Here is a 15,131-nt window from a genome sequence, read left to right on the forward strand (position 1 = left end):
GCGTGGCGTCTATCGGACAGATCGTCAATCCGACACCGGGCAGCGATGCGCTTGCACGAGCAAGGCAGCGCGCCTCGCTGGTGCCCGATTGTCTGGTCGAAGCCAAGCGCATCGCCAACACGGTGATCGCCGGCTGGCATGGCCGCCGCAAGCGCGGCATCGGCGAGAATTTCTGGCAGTTCCGCCCCTATACCGAAGGCGAGAGCCTGTCGCGCATCGACTGGCGCCGCTCCGCACGCGATGACCACACCTATATCCGCGAACGCGAATGGGAAGCTGCCCACACGATCTGGCTCTTTGCCGACATGTCGCCGTCGATGATGTACAAATCGACGCTCGGCAGCGTGTCCAAGGAAAGCCGCGCGCTTGTCATCATGCTGGCGCTTGCCGAAATCCTGGCGCGCTCAGGCGAACGCATCGGCTGCCCCGGCGTCATGGAGCCGGTTTCGGCACGCAATGCCGCCGAGCGCCTGGCGACCGCGCTGATGCATTCTCAGCTCACCGGCGGGCTGCCCGAATTGGCGATGATCCGCGGCTGGAGCGATCTGGTGCTGATCGGCGATTTCCTTGACGATGCCGATGCCGTCATGGCGCGGCTGACGCCGCTTGCCCGCCGCGGCCTGCGCGGCCATGTCGTCGAAGTGGCCGATCCGGCCGAGGAAATCTTCCCCTATAGCGGCCGCACCGAATTCACCGATCCGGAAACCGGCTCCAAGCTCGTCTCCGGCCGCGCCGAGAATATCCGCGATGCCTATACCCGCGCCTATCTCGCCCGGCGCGACAGTCTCGGCCAGTCGCTGCGTCATCTCGGCTGGACCTTCGTGACCCACCGGACCGACCATCTGGCATCCGAGGCGCTGGTGGCGATCCACATGTATCTCTCCGGCATGCCGGCCAAGGCAACGCATGGAGGGCAGCTGTGAACGCCCTTCCCTTCGCTTTTGCCTACCCCGCCATCCTCGGCGCTCTCATCGCCCTCCCCGTCATCTGGTGGCTGCTGCGTCTCACGCCGCCGCGCCCAAAGACCGAAGTCTTTCCGCCGCTGAAAATCCTCGCGACCGTTCTGAAGCGCGAGGAGACACCGGCACAGAGCCCCTGGTGGCTGACGCTGCTGCGCATGCTGCTCGCCGCCGCCGTGATCCTGGCGATCGCCGATCCGGTCTTCAATCCGCGCACCAATTCGCTGGCCGCCGGCGGCCCGCTCGTGCTCTTCGTCGATAACGGCTGGGCAACCGCACCGGATTGGGAGCGTCGCGTGCAGACGGCGGAAGCGCTGATCGACGACGCGGAATCCGCAGGCAGCCCCGTCGCCATCGCCTTCACCGCCGACCCGAGCAACGATGCCGTTCCCGGCACCGCGGCTGTCGCCCGCGACAAGCTGCGCGCCGCCGAACCCAAGCCACTCGTCCCCGACCGCCAACGCGCCTTCGAGGCGCTGCGCGCCGCCCTGAACGGTACGAAGCCCGGCACGCTCGCCTTCCTGTCCGACGGTGCCGCCTCCAGGGACAACGAAACGGTTGTCCGCGACCTCGCCAACCTGCAGCCGGCCGAGCTGCGGCTTGTCGAAGGCGACAGGGCGCAGACCATCGCCATCACCGGTGCTGCCAATGCCGCCGATGCGATGACCGTCACCGCCACCCGCCTCGACACGGCAACCGCCTCGCAATTGCCGTTGACGGCGCAGGACGCACAGGGCCGCGCGATCGCCGCCGGTTCCGTCACCTTCCAGCCCGGCCAGTCGGTGGCGACAGGGTCGATCGCCGCACCCTTCGAAATGCGCAACGATTTCGCCCGCGTCAGCATCGACGCCCACGCGACGGCCGGTTCCGTCCACCTGCTCGACGACGGCTTCAAGCGCCGCCGCGTCGTGCTGCTCTCGGGCGAAGCGGGCGACGAATTCCAGCCGCTGCTCTCGCCGCTCTATTACATCCAGCGCGCCCTGCAGCCCTATGCCGATCTGATCGAACCCAATTCGCCCGATCTCGCCACCTCGATCCCGGATCTTCTTGCGCAGAACCCGTCGGTGATCATCATGGCCGATATCGGCCGTCTGCCGCAGGAAACCTACGACCCGCTGCAGCGCTGGATCGCCAATGGCGGCACGCTGATCCGCTTCGCCGGTCCGCGCCTTGCCGCAGCCCCTGCCGACGATCCACTGGTGCCGGTGACGCTGCGCCAGGGCGAGCGTGCGCTCGGCGGCGCTCTCTCCTGGGCCGAACCGCAGCCACTCGCCGACTTCCCGAATTTCGGCCCCTTCGCCGGCATGGCCAGACCGACCGACGTGACGATCAAGCGGCAGGTGCTCGCCGAACCGACGCCCGACCTTGCCGAACGCACTTGGGCCAGCCTTGCCGATGGCACGCCGCTCGTCACCACCAAGCCGATCAGTGCCGGCCGCATCGTGCTGTTCCATGTCAGCGCCGAGGCCACATGGTCGAACCTGCCGATCTCCGGCAACTTCGTGGAAATGCTCCGCCGCATCGTCCAGCTTTCCCGCTCCGGCGGCGTGACCTCCGAGGCCGGTGCGGCATCCACCGCCGAAGCACTGCCGCCCTTCCGGCTGCTCGACGCCAAGGGCGTGCTGACCACCGAAACCGGAACCGCCCGTCCGCTGCTCCCGAACGCCAAGGCCGCACCGGTCTCGAGCTTCGACAATCCGCCCGGACTCTATGGTTCAGAAGATGGCTTTACCGCATTGAATGTATTGCCTGATAATGCCGAACTGAAGCCGCTGGACACCGCAGGCGTCACCGTCATCCGCGCCGGATTGATCGGCGGCGAAACGTGGTCCGCCAAGCCTGCCCTCTTCCTGATCGCCTTCCTGCTGCTGCTCGCCGACAGCCTGATCGTGATGTTCATGAGCGGCGCCTTCTCGCGCCTTCGCCCGGCCGCCCGCAGCGCCGCGCTGATCGCCGTGGCGATTGCCGCCGGCCTCTTCCTGCAGCCGCATGATCTGCGCGCCGACGATTCCAAACCCGGTGACGACCTGATCCTGCAGCGGCTCGACAACACCCATCTCGCCTACGTGGTGACCGGCGAACAGGACGTCGACAACATCTCCGAGCGCGGCCTCGAAGGGCTGACGGAATTCCTGACCTACCGCACGACCTTGGAGCCGGCACCGCCCGTTGGCCTCGACCTGACCAAGGACGAGCTTTCCTTCTACCCGATCATCTACTGGCCCGTTTCCGCCTCCGCCCCGATGCCCTCGACGGCAGCGATCAACCGCATCGACGCCTACATGCGCGCCGGCGGCACGGTGCTCTTCGATACCCGCGACCAGTTCAGCGCCCTCGACAATTCCGGTGGCGCGCAGAGCGCCAATGGCGAGCGGCTGCAGCAGATCCTTGCCAATCTCGACATTCCGCCGCTCGAACCGGTGCCCTCGGACCACGTGCTGACCAAGTCCTTCTATCTGCTGTCGAGCTTTCCCGGCCGCTATGCCGGCAGCCCGCTCTGGATCGAGGCGCGCCAGGACAATCGCGCCAGCGATCCCAAGTCCGCCGCCTCCGCCGACGGCGTCTCGCCGATCCTGATCACCGGCAACGACTTTGCCGGTGCCTGGGCGGTCGATGAAAACGGAACGCCGCTGCTGCCGACCGTGCCGCCGGATGAGGCGCAGCGCGAATATGCCTACCGCGCCGGCGTCAACATCATGATGTATATGCTGACCGGCAACTACAAGACCGACCAGGTCCACGTCCCTGCCCTCCTCGAACGTCTGGGGCAGTGACATGACGCTCAATTTCGCGCCCTTCATTCCCTGGCCGATCCTGGCCGTCCTCGCTGTGATCGTCGCCGCCGTTGCCGCGCTTGCCATTCTGCGCGGTGTGCGCGGCGCATGGATCCGCACGGTCGCAGCCATCGCCCTTCTTGCCGCCCTCGCCAACCCCCTGCTGATGCAGGAAGACCGCGAACCGCTGTCGACGGTTGTCCCTGTGATCGTCGATCGCAGCCAGAGCCAGCAGACGCCCGAACGCATCAAGATGACCGACGATGCACTGGCGCAGCTGAAGGACCGCCTGTCGCGCTTCCCCGATATCGAGCCGCGCTATGTCGAGGCGACGGAGCCAGAAGATTCGGACGCGCCCTCTACGCGGCTGTTCAACGCCCTCTCAGCCGCCGTCGCCGACGTTCCGCCCGCCCGCATCGGCGGCGCGATCATGCTGACCGACGGCGAGGTTCACGATGTTCCCGGTGTCAATCAGGCGCTCGGTTTCGACGCACCGATCCACGGCCTGATCACCGGCAAGCCCGACGAATTCGACCGCCGCATCGAGGTGATCAAGGCGCCGCGCTTCGGCATCGTCAACGAAGAACAGCAGCTTGTCCTGCGCGTCTTCGACGATGGCCCGAGCCCGGGCGGCACCGCGACCGTCACCGTCAAGCTGAACGGCGACGAGATCGCTACGTTGCAGGCAACGCCGGGTCAGGATACGCCGTTCTCATTCCGCGTTCCGCGCGGCGGCAGCAACGTGCTGGAATTTTCCGTCGCCGCCCTGCCCGGCGAAGTGACGGAAGCAAACAACCGCGCCGTCCACGTCATCGATGGCATTCGCGAAAACCTGCGTGTGCTGCTGGTCTCAGGCGAGCCGCATGCCGGCGAACGCGCCTGGCGCAATCTGTTGAAGTCCGACGCCTCGGTCGATCTGGTGCATTTCACCATCCTGCGTCCGCCGGAAAAGCAGGACGGCACGCCGATCAACGAGCTGTCGCTGATCGCCTTCCCGACCCGCGAGCTGTTCGTCGACAAGATCAAGGATTTCGACCTGATCATCTTCGATCGCTACCAGCATCGCGGCGTGCTGCCGATCCTCTATTACGATTACATCGCCCAGTACGTCGAAAACGGCGGTGCGCTGCTGATCGCCGCCGGCCCCGAACATGCCGGCCAGGATTCGATCGCGCTGACGCCGCTGCAATCGGTTCTGCCTGCGGCACCGACGGGCCAGATGATCGAGAAAGCCTTCTATCCACGCCTCTCGGACGAGGGGCGCAAGCACCCGGTCACCCGCGGCCTCGACGGTTCCGCCGACGAGCCGCCGCATTGGGGTCGCTGGTTCCGCTCCGTCGGCGTCGAGCAGCCGCAAGGCCAGACCGTCATGGTCGGTGCCGACAACAATCCACTGCTGGTCCTGAACCGCGCCGGCCAGGGCCGCGTCGCCATGCTGCTCTCCGATCAGGGATGGCTCTGGGCCCGCGGCTTCGAGGGCGGTGGCCCGCACGTCTCGCTCTATCGCCGCATCGCCCACTGGCTGATGAAGGAACCGGCACTCGAGGAAGAGGCGCTGACCGCCCGCGCCCAGGGCCGCACGCTTGAGATCACCCGCCAGACGATCGGCGGCGATCCCGGCGAGGCAACCGTCCGCTACCCATCCGGCAAGACCGAGAACCTGCCGCTCGCCCAATCCGAACCGGGCCTCTACAAGGCCGAGAAGAAGATGGACGAGATCGGCCTCTTCGAGATCCGCAACGGCGACCTGACGACCCTCGTCCATGTCGGCGCCGTCGATGCGCCGGAATTCAAGGCGATGGTATCGACGACCGAGGCGCTGAAGCCGATCACCGACAAGACCCGCGGCCTCGTTGCCCGTGTCTCGGACGCAACTGGCGCCATCGAAGTGCCGCCGGTTCTGCCGGTGCGCGGCCAGATCCGTGTCGCCGACAGCGAGCGGATGCAGATCAAGCTCACCAGCGAGACCGTGCTCAAGGGCATCAACACGCTGCCGCTGTTTGCCGGTTTTGCCGGTGTCGGCGTTCTGCTGCTGGCCTTCGGCGCCATGTGGTGGCGCGAAGGGCGCTGAGCGGCTTTGTGCGAAGGCGAGACTCTGATATCGGCAGGCGATAGCAATCGCCGCCGAAGAGTGCAGCCATGGCCCCGCAGAAGCTGAAGGTCACCAAGGTTCTTTCCAAGAAGGACCGCAAGAAGATCGCCGATCCGCTGATCGCCTACAATATCGCTCGCTTCGGCGAGAGCGGCCGCGAAAAGCTGGCGATCCGCCTGCGCGGCGATGACGGCGAGATATCCGGCGGGCTCGTCGGCTACACCGCCCGCGACTGGCTCTATATCGAGATGCTCTTCGTTCCCGAGGACCTGCGCGGCAAAGGCATGGCGGGAACGCTGCTGCAGATGGCAGAAGATGAAGCGAAGCGCCGCGGCTGCATCGGCGCCTTTATCGATACGATGAGCCCGGATGCCCTCAAGGTCTACCGGCACTACGGCTACGAGACGATCGGCGCCCTCGGCGAATTCGCCGGCGGCCACACCTTCACCTGGCTGAAGAAGCGTTTCGAGGCTTAAGCAAGCGAGGCCTGGCGCGTTTCCGCGTCGATCGCCAGCGCCGCCAGAGCGGCAATCACCAGCAATCCGGCAAACAGCCCGATCGCCACGCCAAGCCCCATCGTCACCACGAAGGTCATCACCGAAGGCGCGACGAGACCGCCGAGGCGGGCCATGGCGCCCGCAGCACCCATGCCGGTGGCGCGCGATGCGGTCGGATAGAGTTCGGGCGTATAGGCGTAAAGCGCACCCCAGGTGCCGAGCAGCGCGAAGCTCATGATCAGCAGCGATGCGCCGATCAGGAGATCATCGGGCGACAGGACGAACAGCAGGCACCCGGCAGCTGACAGCAGGCAGAAACCGATCAGCGTCGGGCGCCGTCCCCACGCTTCCACGCCGTAGGCCGCAAGCGCATAGCCCGGGATTTGTGCCAGCGCGACAAAAACCAGGAACCCGTAGCCACGCACGAAGCCGAAGCCCTCGCCCGCCAGCTTTGCCGGCATCCAGGTGAAGACGCCGTAGTAGGAAACCGAGACCAGGAACCAGATCGCTAGGACCATCAGGCTGCGGCGGCGAAGATCGGGCGAAAACAGCCCTTCCGAGGCGGCATGCGGCGCGGCCACGATCTCGTCGCCGGCGGCAAGCTGTGGCTTCCCATGGGCTTCGAGCATCCGGTTGACGATCGCCTTGGCGTCGGAAGCCCGGCCCGACCGCAGCAGGTAATGCGGCGATTCCGGCACGAAGAAGCGCAGCGCGACGCCAAGGATCGCCGGTACTGCTGTGACGGCAAAGATATAGCGCCAGGCATCGGCCACGCCCGCGACACTTGCCGCCCAGGCCGCGAGCGCCACGATCAGCGTCCCGATCGCCCAGAAGCCTTCGAGCATCACCAGCCAGCGGCCACGGTTCTTCGACGGCAGGAATTCGGCCATCATCGCGTAATCGACCGGCAGCGTGCCGCCAACGGCCATGCCGGTCAGCAGGCGCAGGATCAGCAGGCTGGTAAAATCAGGCGCAAAGATCGACAGCAGCCCGAAGATCGCATCGCAGGCGACGGTGAGGATCAGTACGTAGCGCCGCCCCAAGCGATCGGCCAGCCGCCCGAAAACGACGGCACCAATCAGCATGCCCAGGAAGAATACCGTCCCGGTCTGCAGTGCCTGCGCCACGGTGATCTCGAAGGTCGCGGCGATCGAGGCAGCGGTAAAGCCGACGGCCAGCACCTGCATCGCATCCGCTGTCCAGACGAGCCCGAAGATCCCCATCAGCCGCCGCTGGAAAGCGCCGGTTCCGGCACGCTCCAGCGCTTCGTCCATCGATAGTCCGCTCATGCCGCCCCCAGCTGAAAAGCGCCTGGTGAGTCCCAAGCAAAATCAGGGGCTTGATAAAGCATAAGCTCTATTTACGCCAGCTAATTGAGCCCTTCAGCCGCTGATGGGCGTCATCGCTGACCGGCACGACGAGAACGCGCGCCGGATCGACTGGCCCCGGGAAGCTGAGCGCGTTATGCGCCACCCTTTCAAAGCCGAGCTGGCAATAATAGGGGGGATCGCCAACAAGGATGATCGCCTCCGAACCCTTGCGTTTTGCGGCCTCCACCGCGATCCGCACCAGTTCGCGCCCGATGCCCCGGCTCTTGTGCGATGGGCGCACCGCGAGCGGCCCCAGCAGATGCCCCTTCACGCCACCGGCCGTCACCGGCGTCATCCGCACGGAAGCGATGGTCTCGCCGTCGTCGGCGCAGATGAAAGAGAGCGACAGATCATGCGGCCCCTGCTCGCGGATACGCGCTGCCGCACGGGTGTGCCGGCCGGGACCAAATGCTTCTTCGTTGATGAGTTCGATTGCGGCGTCGTGAGACGCATCCTCAGTGAGGTAGACCAGATCGTGCTTGTGCATGATGAGACAGAAACCGGATAGACAGAAAGCTGGGGTTCTCGAGCACGCCCTCAGGCGTTCGGGAGCTTCAGCGTCGTCGCAGGCTTCTGATTGCGTGCATCAAATCGGGTTCCGCAGAAAAATCGTGAAAAGGCCGATAGCAGGAAAAAAATCCGCCGTCCAACGCAAAATGCAGGCAGCGCAAAATGGCCTGTGACGCACTGTTCAATCTTTGCCCGCTGCAAAGACCGGCCGTCTGCGATATCTTTGCCTCAACGAGACCAATTCGAAGGAAACACACAATGGGCATGCTGGTGGAAGGCGTCTGGCATGACGTCTGGTACGATACGAAGGAAACCAAGGGCCATTTCAAACGGGCCGCATCGCAGTTTCGCAACTGGGTGACTGCCGATGGCGCAGCCGGCCCTTCCGGCACCGGCGGCTTCAAGGCGGAGCGCGACCGCTATCATCTCTATGTCTCGCTCGCCTGTCCCTGGGCGCACCGCACGCTGATTTTCCGCAAGCTGAAGAAGCTGGAAGACATCATCTCCGTCTCCGTCGTCGATCCGCTGATGGTGGAAAACGGCTGGGAATTCCAGATCAGCGAAGGCGCCACCGGCGACCATCTGTTCGGCGCCAAGGCGCTCTGGGAAATCTATGTGAAGGCCGACACGAAATATTCGGGCCGCGTCACCGTTCCCGTTCTCTGGGACAAGAAGACAGGCACGATCGTCAACAACGAGTCCGCTGAAATCATCCGGATGTTCAACAGCGCCTTCGACGGCATCACCGGCTCGACGCTCGACCTCTATCCCGCCACTCTCGCCGCCGGGATCGATGAGCTGAACGCGCTGATCTACGACACCGTTAACAACGGCGTCTACAAGGCCGGTTTCGCGACCACGCAGGAAGCCTATGGCCAGAGCGTCGTCAAGCTGTTCGAAACGCTGGATGTGCTGGAAGCCCGCCTCGGCAAGGGACGTTACCTGTTCGGCGATACCCTGACGGAGGCAGACTGGCGGCTGTTCACCACGCTGGTGCGCTTCGACCCCGTCTATGTCGGCCATTTCAAGTGCAATATCCGTCGTATCGACGACTACCCGAACCTGTCAGCCTATCTCCGTGACCTCTACCAGACATCAGGCGTCAAGGAGACGGTGAACATGCGCCACATCAAGGAGCATTATTACCGCAGCCACAAGACGATCAACCCGACCGGCATCGTCCCTGTCGGCCCGGATCTCGATCTCGACCGGCCGCATAGCCGCGCCAACCTTGCGGCCGCCTGACCCCTACCAATATTGAGCGGCCGGCTCTGCGCCGCTCAATTCCCTGAGGCGGCGCTTCGTCGCCTCGGTGGTTCCCTCTGGCAGCGCATCGAGCGCGAAGAAACCGCTCTCGACGATTTCCATATCGGGCTGGCGTGGCGCAGTCTGCTCGACATCGGCACGGTAGAAGACGACATGGTCGCGCCGGCTGGCCGACATGTTGAGATAGACCTGAAAGAGCTTCGGCTCGCCGATGATCCGAAGGTTCCCCTCTTCCCGCAATTCCTTGACCAGCGCCTCATGCGACGTCTCCCGCCGCTCGATGCCGCCGCCCGGCATATGCCAGCCCGGCACATAGCTGTGGCGAACGAGGAACACCCTGCCCGACGGATCGAAACAGGCCGCGCGCACGCCCATCGTCATCCCGCGCGTCATGGCGAAGTAAACGTGGACGACCCTCATCAGGATCTTCGACTGCCAGGACCTGATCTCGTTGCTCGCCATCGTTCCGTTTTCACTATTTCGTTCAAGCAGATGTGTTTGAATTGTAAATATCCTGGTCTATGTGTCGTAGCATGTTCAAGCTCGCGCATATCTCAGACATTCACCTCGGCCCACTTCCACGTCTTTCATTCCGCGAGCTCTTCTCGAAGCGCATCACCGGCTTTGTGAACTGGCACCGTAACCGGCGCAAGCATCTTTTCGGCGGAACGCTGGATCTGCTTCTGGAAGATATCCGCGCTCATAAGGCAGACCATCTGGCGGTCACCGGCGATCTCGTCAATCTGGCGAGCGGGCTGGAAATCCGCTCCGCCGCCGGCTGGCTGCGCGATCTTGGCGATCCCGAGGAAACGTCGATCGTTCCGGGCAATCACGATGCCTATGTGCCGGGTGCCTACGAAAAGTCGATGCGTGCCTGGTACGATTATGTGCGCGGCGACCTGGCGCCTGCCGAATGGCAGGAAGACAAGCATATCTTCCCCTATCTGAGGGTCCGCGGCAAAGTCGCGATCATCGGCTGCTCGACGGCTGTCGCAACGCCCCCCTTTGCCGCCAGCGGTTTCTTCGGCCAGCGCCAGGCCCGAGAGGCGGTCAACATGCTGCGCGCCGCAGGCGAAGCCGGGCTCTTCCGCGTGGTGATGATCCACCATCCGCCGATCCGCGGCGCCACCTCGTTCCACAAGCGGATGATCGGCATCCGCCGCTTCGCCGCCGTCGTCACATCAGGCGGCGCCGAGCTCGTGCTGCACGGCCACACCCATCTCAATACGCTCTACTGGCTGAAGGGACAGACAGGCCCGGTCCCCGTCGTCGGCATCGCATCCGCCTCTCAGGGCCCGGGCGGCATGAAGCCGCGCGCCGCCTATAATCTCTTCTCGATCGATGGCTCGCCCGGCGCCTGGGAACTGAAGGGCGAACGCTTCAGCCTCAACGATCAGGGCGATGGCGTTTCGCCCGAAAGCGTCGATATTTTCAAGCTTTAGCAGCAAAAGCGGAATCAGTTTCGCCGCAGCTTGAATCACTTTGCGAGGATTTTTCCCGCGCGGTAATCCTGCCCTTGGTATTTCCAGATCGAGGCGTACAATCGCACCATCGACGCCGATCAGGGAGCCTCTCATGCGCATCGCCGCCAACCGTATCTGCCGCCTCACCCTCGCCTTCGGCCTTGCCGCGGGGCTTGCCGCACCGGCCTTTGCAGTCGGGGATGAGAACGACGAGACGAGCCCGCCGCCGAAGACCGAGACGACGACCAAATGCGCCGATGGCAAGGTCTGGGACAAGGAAAAGAAGGAATGCGTCGATGCCAAGAAGCAGAGCTTCAACGACGACGACCTTTACAAGTTCGCCCGTGAATTCGCCTATGCCGGCCAGTATGAGAATGCGATCAACATTCTGAACCTCGCCAGGAACCAGAACGATCCGCGCATCCTCAACTATCTCGGCTATGCCAACCGCAAGGCCGGCCGCTTCGAACTTGGCATGTCCTACTATCGCAAGGCGCTGCAGGCCGATGAGAATTATATCCTCGCCCGGTCATACATGGGCCAGGCTTTGGTGGAACAAGGAGACGTTCAGGGCGCCAAGGTTCAGCTCGTTGAAATCCGCGATCGCGGTGGCGAGAACACCTGGGCCTACCGCGCGCTGCTGCAGAGCCTGAACGGTTACAGGACCTATTGAAACACGAGCGTGTGATGAGCGGCGGAAAACCTTTGGGAAATCGCCGCTTAGCCTCTCTTCTTGTTGCGAAGCACGTCAAACTTGTTTCATAAAGGTCACATTCGCGATATAAAATCGTTTACCCGCACCGGCGCTTCGCGCCGGACATGTTCATGAAATGAGACTATGCGTCAGCCCGTAACGACCATCGACATCCGACGCGACCTAGTCGGCTTGCTGCCGCGGTTGCGCCGTTTTGCGATGACCCTGACGGGTGATGTCGCGGCAGCCGATGAACTGGTGCAGAGCGTCTGTCAGCGCGCCGTCGCCAAGAGCCAGCAATGGAACGGCGAAGGACGGCTGGAAAGCTGGGTCTATACGCTGGCGCGGCATCTCTGGAATGACGAAGGCCGCAAGCGCCGCCCCCGCCCTGCCGCGCCGAAAGGCAACGTCACCGATATCCGCGAGGCCGCCCGCGAGCGCACCACTGTCACCGATACCGATCTCGTCCACCGGATGCTTGCCGAAATGCCCGAGAACCTCGCCAGCATCTTCCTGCTGACCGTGGTCGAAGGCCACAGCTACGAGCAGACGGCCGAGATCATGGGCATTCCGGCAATCGGCGTTTCTGCGCAGCTTGCCGCCGCGAGACTGCATTTCGCCAGCCTCGCCGACGACTTTCACCACAGGTACTGAACTTTGCCGGATTTCAAGAAACTGCCGCTCGATGCACAGCTGACCGCCCTTCTCGACGGCGAAACGACGCCGGAGCAGAAGCATGAGCTGGAAGAGCGCATCGCCAGCGACGAAGGCGCGCGCAGGCTCTACGACAAGCTGAGGCACGGCGCCGATTTTGGCCGCCGCAGGCTTGAGGATGTGCTGAAGGAGCCCGTTCCTCTGGCGCTGGTGCGTTCGATCAAGAGCGTGCAGCCGCCAAAGGCGCCTGTCGCGCCGCGCACCACGCGCCCGTCGCTGAAGCTGTCGCCTTCCGGGCCGAAGGCGCTCGCCGCCGCACTCATTCTCTTCGCTGCCGGATGCGGCATCGGCTATCTCGTCGGCATCGGTCCAGGCGATCCAACGCCGGGCGACGACCAGCACGTCACCGACGACAGCCCGCGTACCAAGGACTGGCTGAACGATGTGGCCGGCTATCAGCGGATGATCATCCGCCAACCCCGCCATCTGGTGGAAGTGCCTGCCTCGCAGGCAGAAGAAATCTCAAGCTGGCTGACCTCGACCGTCGGCGTCGCCTTCCGCGTGCCTGACCTGACCGGTGAGGGCTGGACGTTTCAGGGTGCCCGTGTCGTGCTTGGCGATGGCCGCCCGGCCGGACAGCTGGTCTATTCGAGCGCCGACGGCGACCTGATCTCGATCTATTTCCGCAAGGATAGCCAGCCTGCCGATACCGAGGACTTCAAGGAAACCATCAAGGACGAAGTCGGCCTGGTGACCTGGCACAATGCCGGTACGTCCTACGCCCTCGTCGGCCCGTCCGCCGAAGCCTCGCTCAGCCAGATCGCCATGGAAGTCGCGGCAGAGATTTAAGCTCAAGAGCAAAACGGAATCAAAAAGGTGCAGCGGATCGCTCCGCTGCACCTTTTCATTGTCGATATCTCAGTTCTTGCCGGCCTTGACGTCGAGCACGCGGTTGGCGGCCGAGACGATCGCCTCCAGCGAAGCCCCGACGATATTGGTGCTGATGCCGGCGCCGAACAGCTTTCCACCCGGATAGGCGGTCTCGACATAGGAGATCGCCGAGGCGTTCGAGCCGTGCTGGAGTGAGTGCTCGGAATAATCCTGCACCGACATCTCGACGCCGAGATAGTCCGAGAGCGCGTTGATGAAGCCGTCGATCGGGCCGTTGCCGCGGCCTTCGATCTTCTTGGTCACGCCGTTGTCGGTGATCTCGGCGGCAACCACACGCACGCCCTTGCGCTCGGGATCGGCGAAGGTGTGGTGATCGACGAACTTGATGCGGCCCTTCGGCTGCGTCACGTAGCGGTCGATGAAGTGCTCGTAGATCCGCTTCGACGGCACTTCCTTGCCTTCTTCATCGGTGATCCGCTGGATTTCCTCGCGGTATTCGACCTGCAGGTTGCGCGGCAGGTTGAGCCCGTAATCCTGCTGCAGGATATAGGCGATGCCGCCCTTGCCCGACTGCGAGTTGATGCGGATGATCGCCTCGTAGGAACGGCCGACATCCTGCGGGTCGATCGGCAGATACGGCACTTCCCAGACCGGATGATTGGCGACCTTGATCGCCTTCATGCCCTTGTTGATCGCATCCTGATGCGAGCCGGAGAAGGCGGTATAGACCAGTTCGCCGACATAGGGGTGGCGCTCCGGAATGACCATCTCGTTGGAATATTCGTAGACGGCCTTGATCCGCTCAATATCGGAGCAATCCAGTTCCGGATCGATCCCCTGCGTGTACATGTTCAGCGCCAGCGTGACGACATCGACATTGCCGGTGCGCTCGCCATTGCCGAACAGCGTGCCTTCGACACGATCAGCACCCGCCATCAGGCCGAGTTCGGTCGCGGCGATGCCGGTGCCGCGGTCGTTATGCGGATGCAAGGAGATGATGATATTTTCGCGGTTGTCGATCTGCCGGCACATCCACTCGATCTGGTCGGCATAGATGTTCGGCGTCGCCATCTCGACGGTCGACGGCAGGTTGATGATCAGCTTGTTGTCGGCGGTCGGCTTCACTTCGGCGATAACCGCGTTGCAAATTTCCAGCGCCACTTCCAGCTCGGTGCCGGTAAAGCTCTCCGGCGAATACTGGAAGCGGTAGCCTCCACCGGCCTTTTCCGCCATGTCGGTGATCATCTTCGCCGCATCGACGGCGATCTGCTTGATGCCGTTGACATCCTTGGCAAACACCACGCGGCGCTGCAGCTCGGAGGTCGAATTGTAGAAATGGATGATCGGTTTGTGGGCACCCTGCAGCGATTCGAAGGTGCGGGTGATCAGTTCGGGACGGCACTGCACCAAGACCTGCAGGGAAACGTCGTCAGGCACACCACCCTCTTCCACGCACCAGCGGGCGAAGTCGAAATCGGTCTGCGAAGCCGAGGGGAAGCCGATCTCGATTTCCTTGAAACCCATGTCGAGCAATAGCTGGAACATCCGGGCCTTGCGGTCGTGGCCCATCGGGTTGACCAGCGACTGGTTGCCGTCGCGCAGATCCACCGAACACCAGATCGGCGCCTTGGTGATGGTCTTCGACGGCCAGGTGCGGTCAGGAACGTTGATCGTCGGATAGGCGCGGTATTTCAGCCCGGCTTCGGGCATACCGGCCTTCGGGGAGGTGCTGGTTTTGGAGGAATTGCTGTTGGCGTCCATTGTCGTCGTCTCTTCTCGCTTCACGCATAAGCCGGCGCCCGTTCGGGGATGAGCCGTCTTCGATGCGGACCTGTAGGGGTCTTGTGTGGCCTGTTCTTGAACGTTCGTGAGAGGAGCTCTTATGCCGGCAGGCTTTTCGGCCGCCGGGCGCTCCTCAACGGGCCCGGCAACCGCGCGTAAGGCCGAGGAGAAGAAGCGAG

13 protein-coding genes are annotated in these 15,131 nt (G+C 63.6%); 9 read left to right on the plus strand and 4 right to left on the minus strand.

Features of this window, described 5'->3' with window-relative positions:
• Positions 1-2: 2 nt before the first annotated feature.
• The 4 genes from AC1DV9_RS16980 to AC1DV9_RS16995 all read left to right on the plus strand — a co-directional run bounded on the left by AC1DV9_RS16980 (position 3) and on the right by AC1DV9_RS16995 (position 6,301).
• Entirely contained in the window at positions 3-923 is a 921-nt protein-coding gene (locus AC1DV9_RS16980; RefSeq protein WP_477949260.1) for a DUF58 domain-containing protein, read from the plus strand.
• Positions 920-3,733 carry a DUF4159 domain-containing protein gene (locus AC1DV9_RS16985; protein WP_477949261.1) on the plus strand — a complete coding sequence of 938 codons (2,814 nt, stop codon included), beginning with the start codon at positions 920-922 and terminating at the stop codon, positions 3,731-3,733. The genes AC1DV9_RS16980 and AC1DV9_RS16985 overlap by 4 nt, the downstream gene beginning before the upstream one ends.
• 1 nt (position 3,734) lies before the next feature.
• A complete protein-coding gene (locus tag AC1DV9_RS16990) occupies positions 3,735-5,804 on the plus strand; it encodes a hypothetical protein (protein ID WP_477949263.1) in 2,070 nt (689 codons plus the stop codon).
• Between the two features lie 68 nt (positions 5,805-5,872).
• Positions 5,873-6,301: a GNAT family N-acetyltransferase gene (locus AC1DV9_RS16995; RefSeq protein WP_477949265.1), complete on the plus strand. Its 429-nt coding sequence runs from the start codon at positions 5,873-5,875 to the stop codon at positions 6,299-6,301.
• Here AC1DV9_RS16995 and AC1DV9_RS17000 read toward each other — a convergent pair.
• Positions 6,298-7,611 (minus strand): MFS transporter, encoded by a 1,314-nt coding sequence (locus AC1DV9_RS17000; protein ID WP_477949267.1) that lies wholly within the window; start codon positions 7,609-7,611, stop codon positions 6,298-6,300. The genes AC1DV9_RS16995 and AC1DV9_RS17000 overlap by 4 nt on opposite strands.
• Positions 7,612-7,678: 67 nt before the next feature.
• Positions 7,679-8,179, minus strand: a complete 501-nt coding sequence (locus AC1DV9_RS17005) for a GNAT family N-acetyltransferase (protein WP_477949268.1) — start codon at positions 8,177-8,179, stop codon at positions 7,679-7,681.
• Positions 8,180-8,460: 281 nt separating this feature from the next.
• Between AC1DV9_RS17005 and AC1DV9_RS17010 the strand changes: the two genes are divergently transcribed.
• A complete protein-coding gene (locus AC1DV9_RS17010; protein ID WP_477949270.1) occupies positions 8,461-9,447 on the plus strand; it encodes a glutathione S-transferase family protein in 987 nt (328 codons plus the stop codon).
• 3 nt (positions 9,448-9,450) lie between these two features.
• Here the strand turns inward: AC1DV9_RS17010 and AC1DV9_RS17015 are convergent, their stop codons facing one another.
• On the minus strand, positions 9,451-9,930 hold the full coding sequence (locus AC1DV9_RS17015; RefSeq protein WP_477949272.1) for an NUDIX domain-containing protein: 480 nt from the start codon (positions 9,928-9,930) through the stop codon (positions 9,451-9,453).
• A 71-nt stretch (positions 9,931-10,001) separates the two neighbouring features.
• Here AC1DV9_RS17015 and AC1DV9_RS17020 point away from each other — a divergent pair, with 71 nt between their 5' ends.
• The 4 genes from AC1DV9_RS17020 to AC1DV9_RS17035 all read left to right on the plus strand — a co-directional run bounded on the left by AC1DV9_RS17020 (position 10,002) and on the right by AC1DV9_RS17035 (position 13,128).
• Entirely contained in the window at positions 10,002-10,910 is a 909-nt protein-coding gene (locus AC1DV9_RS17020) for a metallophosphoesterase family protein (RefSeq protein ID WP_112386226.1), read from the plus strand.
• A 133-nt stretch (positions 10,911-11,043) separates the two neighbouring features.
• Positions 11,044-11,604, plus strand: coding sequence for a tetratricopeptide repeat protein (locus AC1DV9_RS17025; RefSeq protein ID WP_477949274.1), 561 nt, complete (start codon positions 11,044-11,046; stop codon positions 11,602-11,604).
• Positions 11,605-11,769: 165 nt separating this feature from the next.
• Positions 11,770-12,279, plus strand: a complete 510-nt coding sequence (locus AC1DV9_RS17030; protein ID WP_112386225.1) for an RNA polymerase sigma factor — start codon at positions 11,770-11,772, stop codon at positions 12,277-12,279.
• Positions 12,280-12,282: 3 nt separating this feature from the next.
• Positions 12,283-13,128: an anti-sigma factor family protein gene (locus AC1DV9_RS17035; protein WP_477949276.1), complete on the plus strand. Its 846-nt coding sequence runs from the start codon at positions 12,283-12,285 to the stop codon at positions 13,126-13,128.
• Positions 13,129-13,197: 69 nt separating this feature from the next.
• Here the strand turns inward: AC1DV9_RS17035 and leuA are convergent, their stop codons facing one another.
• Complete coding sequence (gene leuA / locus AC1DV9_RS17040; protein WP_477949278.1) at positions 13,198-14,931, minus strand: 2-isopropylmalate synthase; 1,734 nt, start codon at positions 14,929-14,931, stop codon at positions 13,198-13,200.
• Positions 14,932-15,131 lie beyond the last annotated feature (200 nt).

This window comes from Rhizobium sp. 01L410, assembly GCF_056400165.1.

Coding starts and splice junctions, on each gene's coding strand:
- AC1DV9_RS17000 (WP_477949267.1), bottom strand. CDS start 7,611: ATGAGCGGACTATCGATGGACGAAGCGCTGGAGCGTGCCGGAACCGGC.
- leuA (WP_477949278.1), bottom strand. CDS start 14,931: ATGGACGCCAACAGCAATTCCTCCAAAACCAGCACCTCCCCGAAGGCC.
- AC1DV9_RS17030 (WP_112386225.1), top strand. CDS start 11,770: ATGCGTCAGCCCGTAACGACCATCGACATCCGACGCGACCTAGTCGGC.
- AC1DV9_RS17025 (WP_477949274.1), top strand. CDS start 11,044: ATGCGCATCGCCGCCAACCGTATCTGCCGCCTCACCCTCGCCTTCGGC.
- AC1DV9_RS17005 (WP_477949268.1), bottom strand. CDS start 8,179: ATGCACAAGCACGATCTGGTCTACCTCACTGAGGATGCGTCTCACGAC.
- AC1DV9_RS16995 (WP_477949265.1), top strand. CDS start 5,873: ATGGCCCCGCAGAAGCTGAAGGTCACCAAGGTTCTTTCCAAGAAGGAC.
- AC1DV9_RS17010 (WP_477949270.1), top strand. CDS start 8,461: ATGGGCATGCTGGTGGAAGGCGTCTGGCATGACGTCTGGTACGATACG.
- AC1DV9_RS17020 (WP_112386226.1), top strand. CDS start 10,002: ATGTTCAAGCTCGCGCATATCTCAGACATTCACCTCGGCCCACTTCCA.
- AC1DV9_RS17015 (WP_477949272.1), bottom strand. CDS start 9,930: ATGGCGAGCAACGAGATCAGGTCCTGGCAGTCGAAGATCCTGATGAGG.
- AC1DV9_RS16990 (WP_477949263.1), top strand. CDS start 3,735: ATGACGCTCAATTTCGCGCCCTTCATTCCCTGGCCGATCCTGGCCGTC.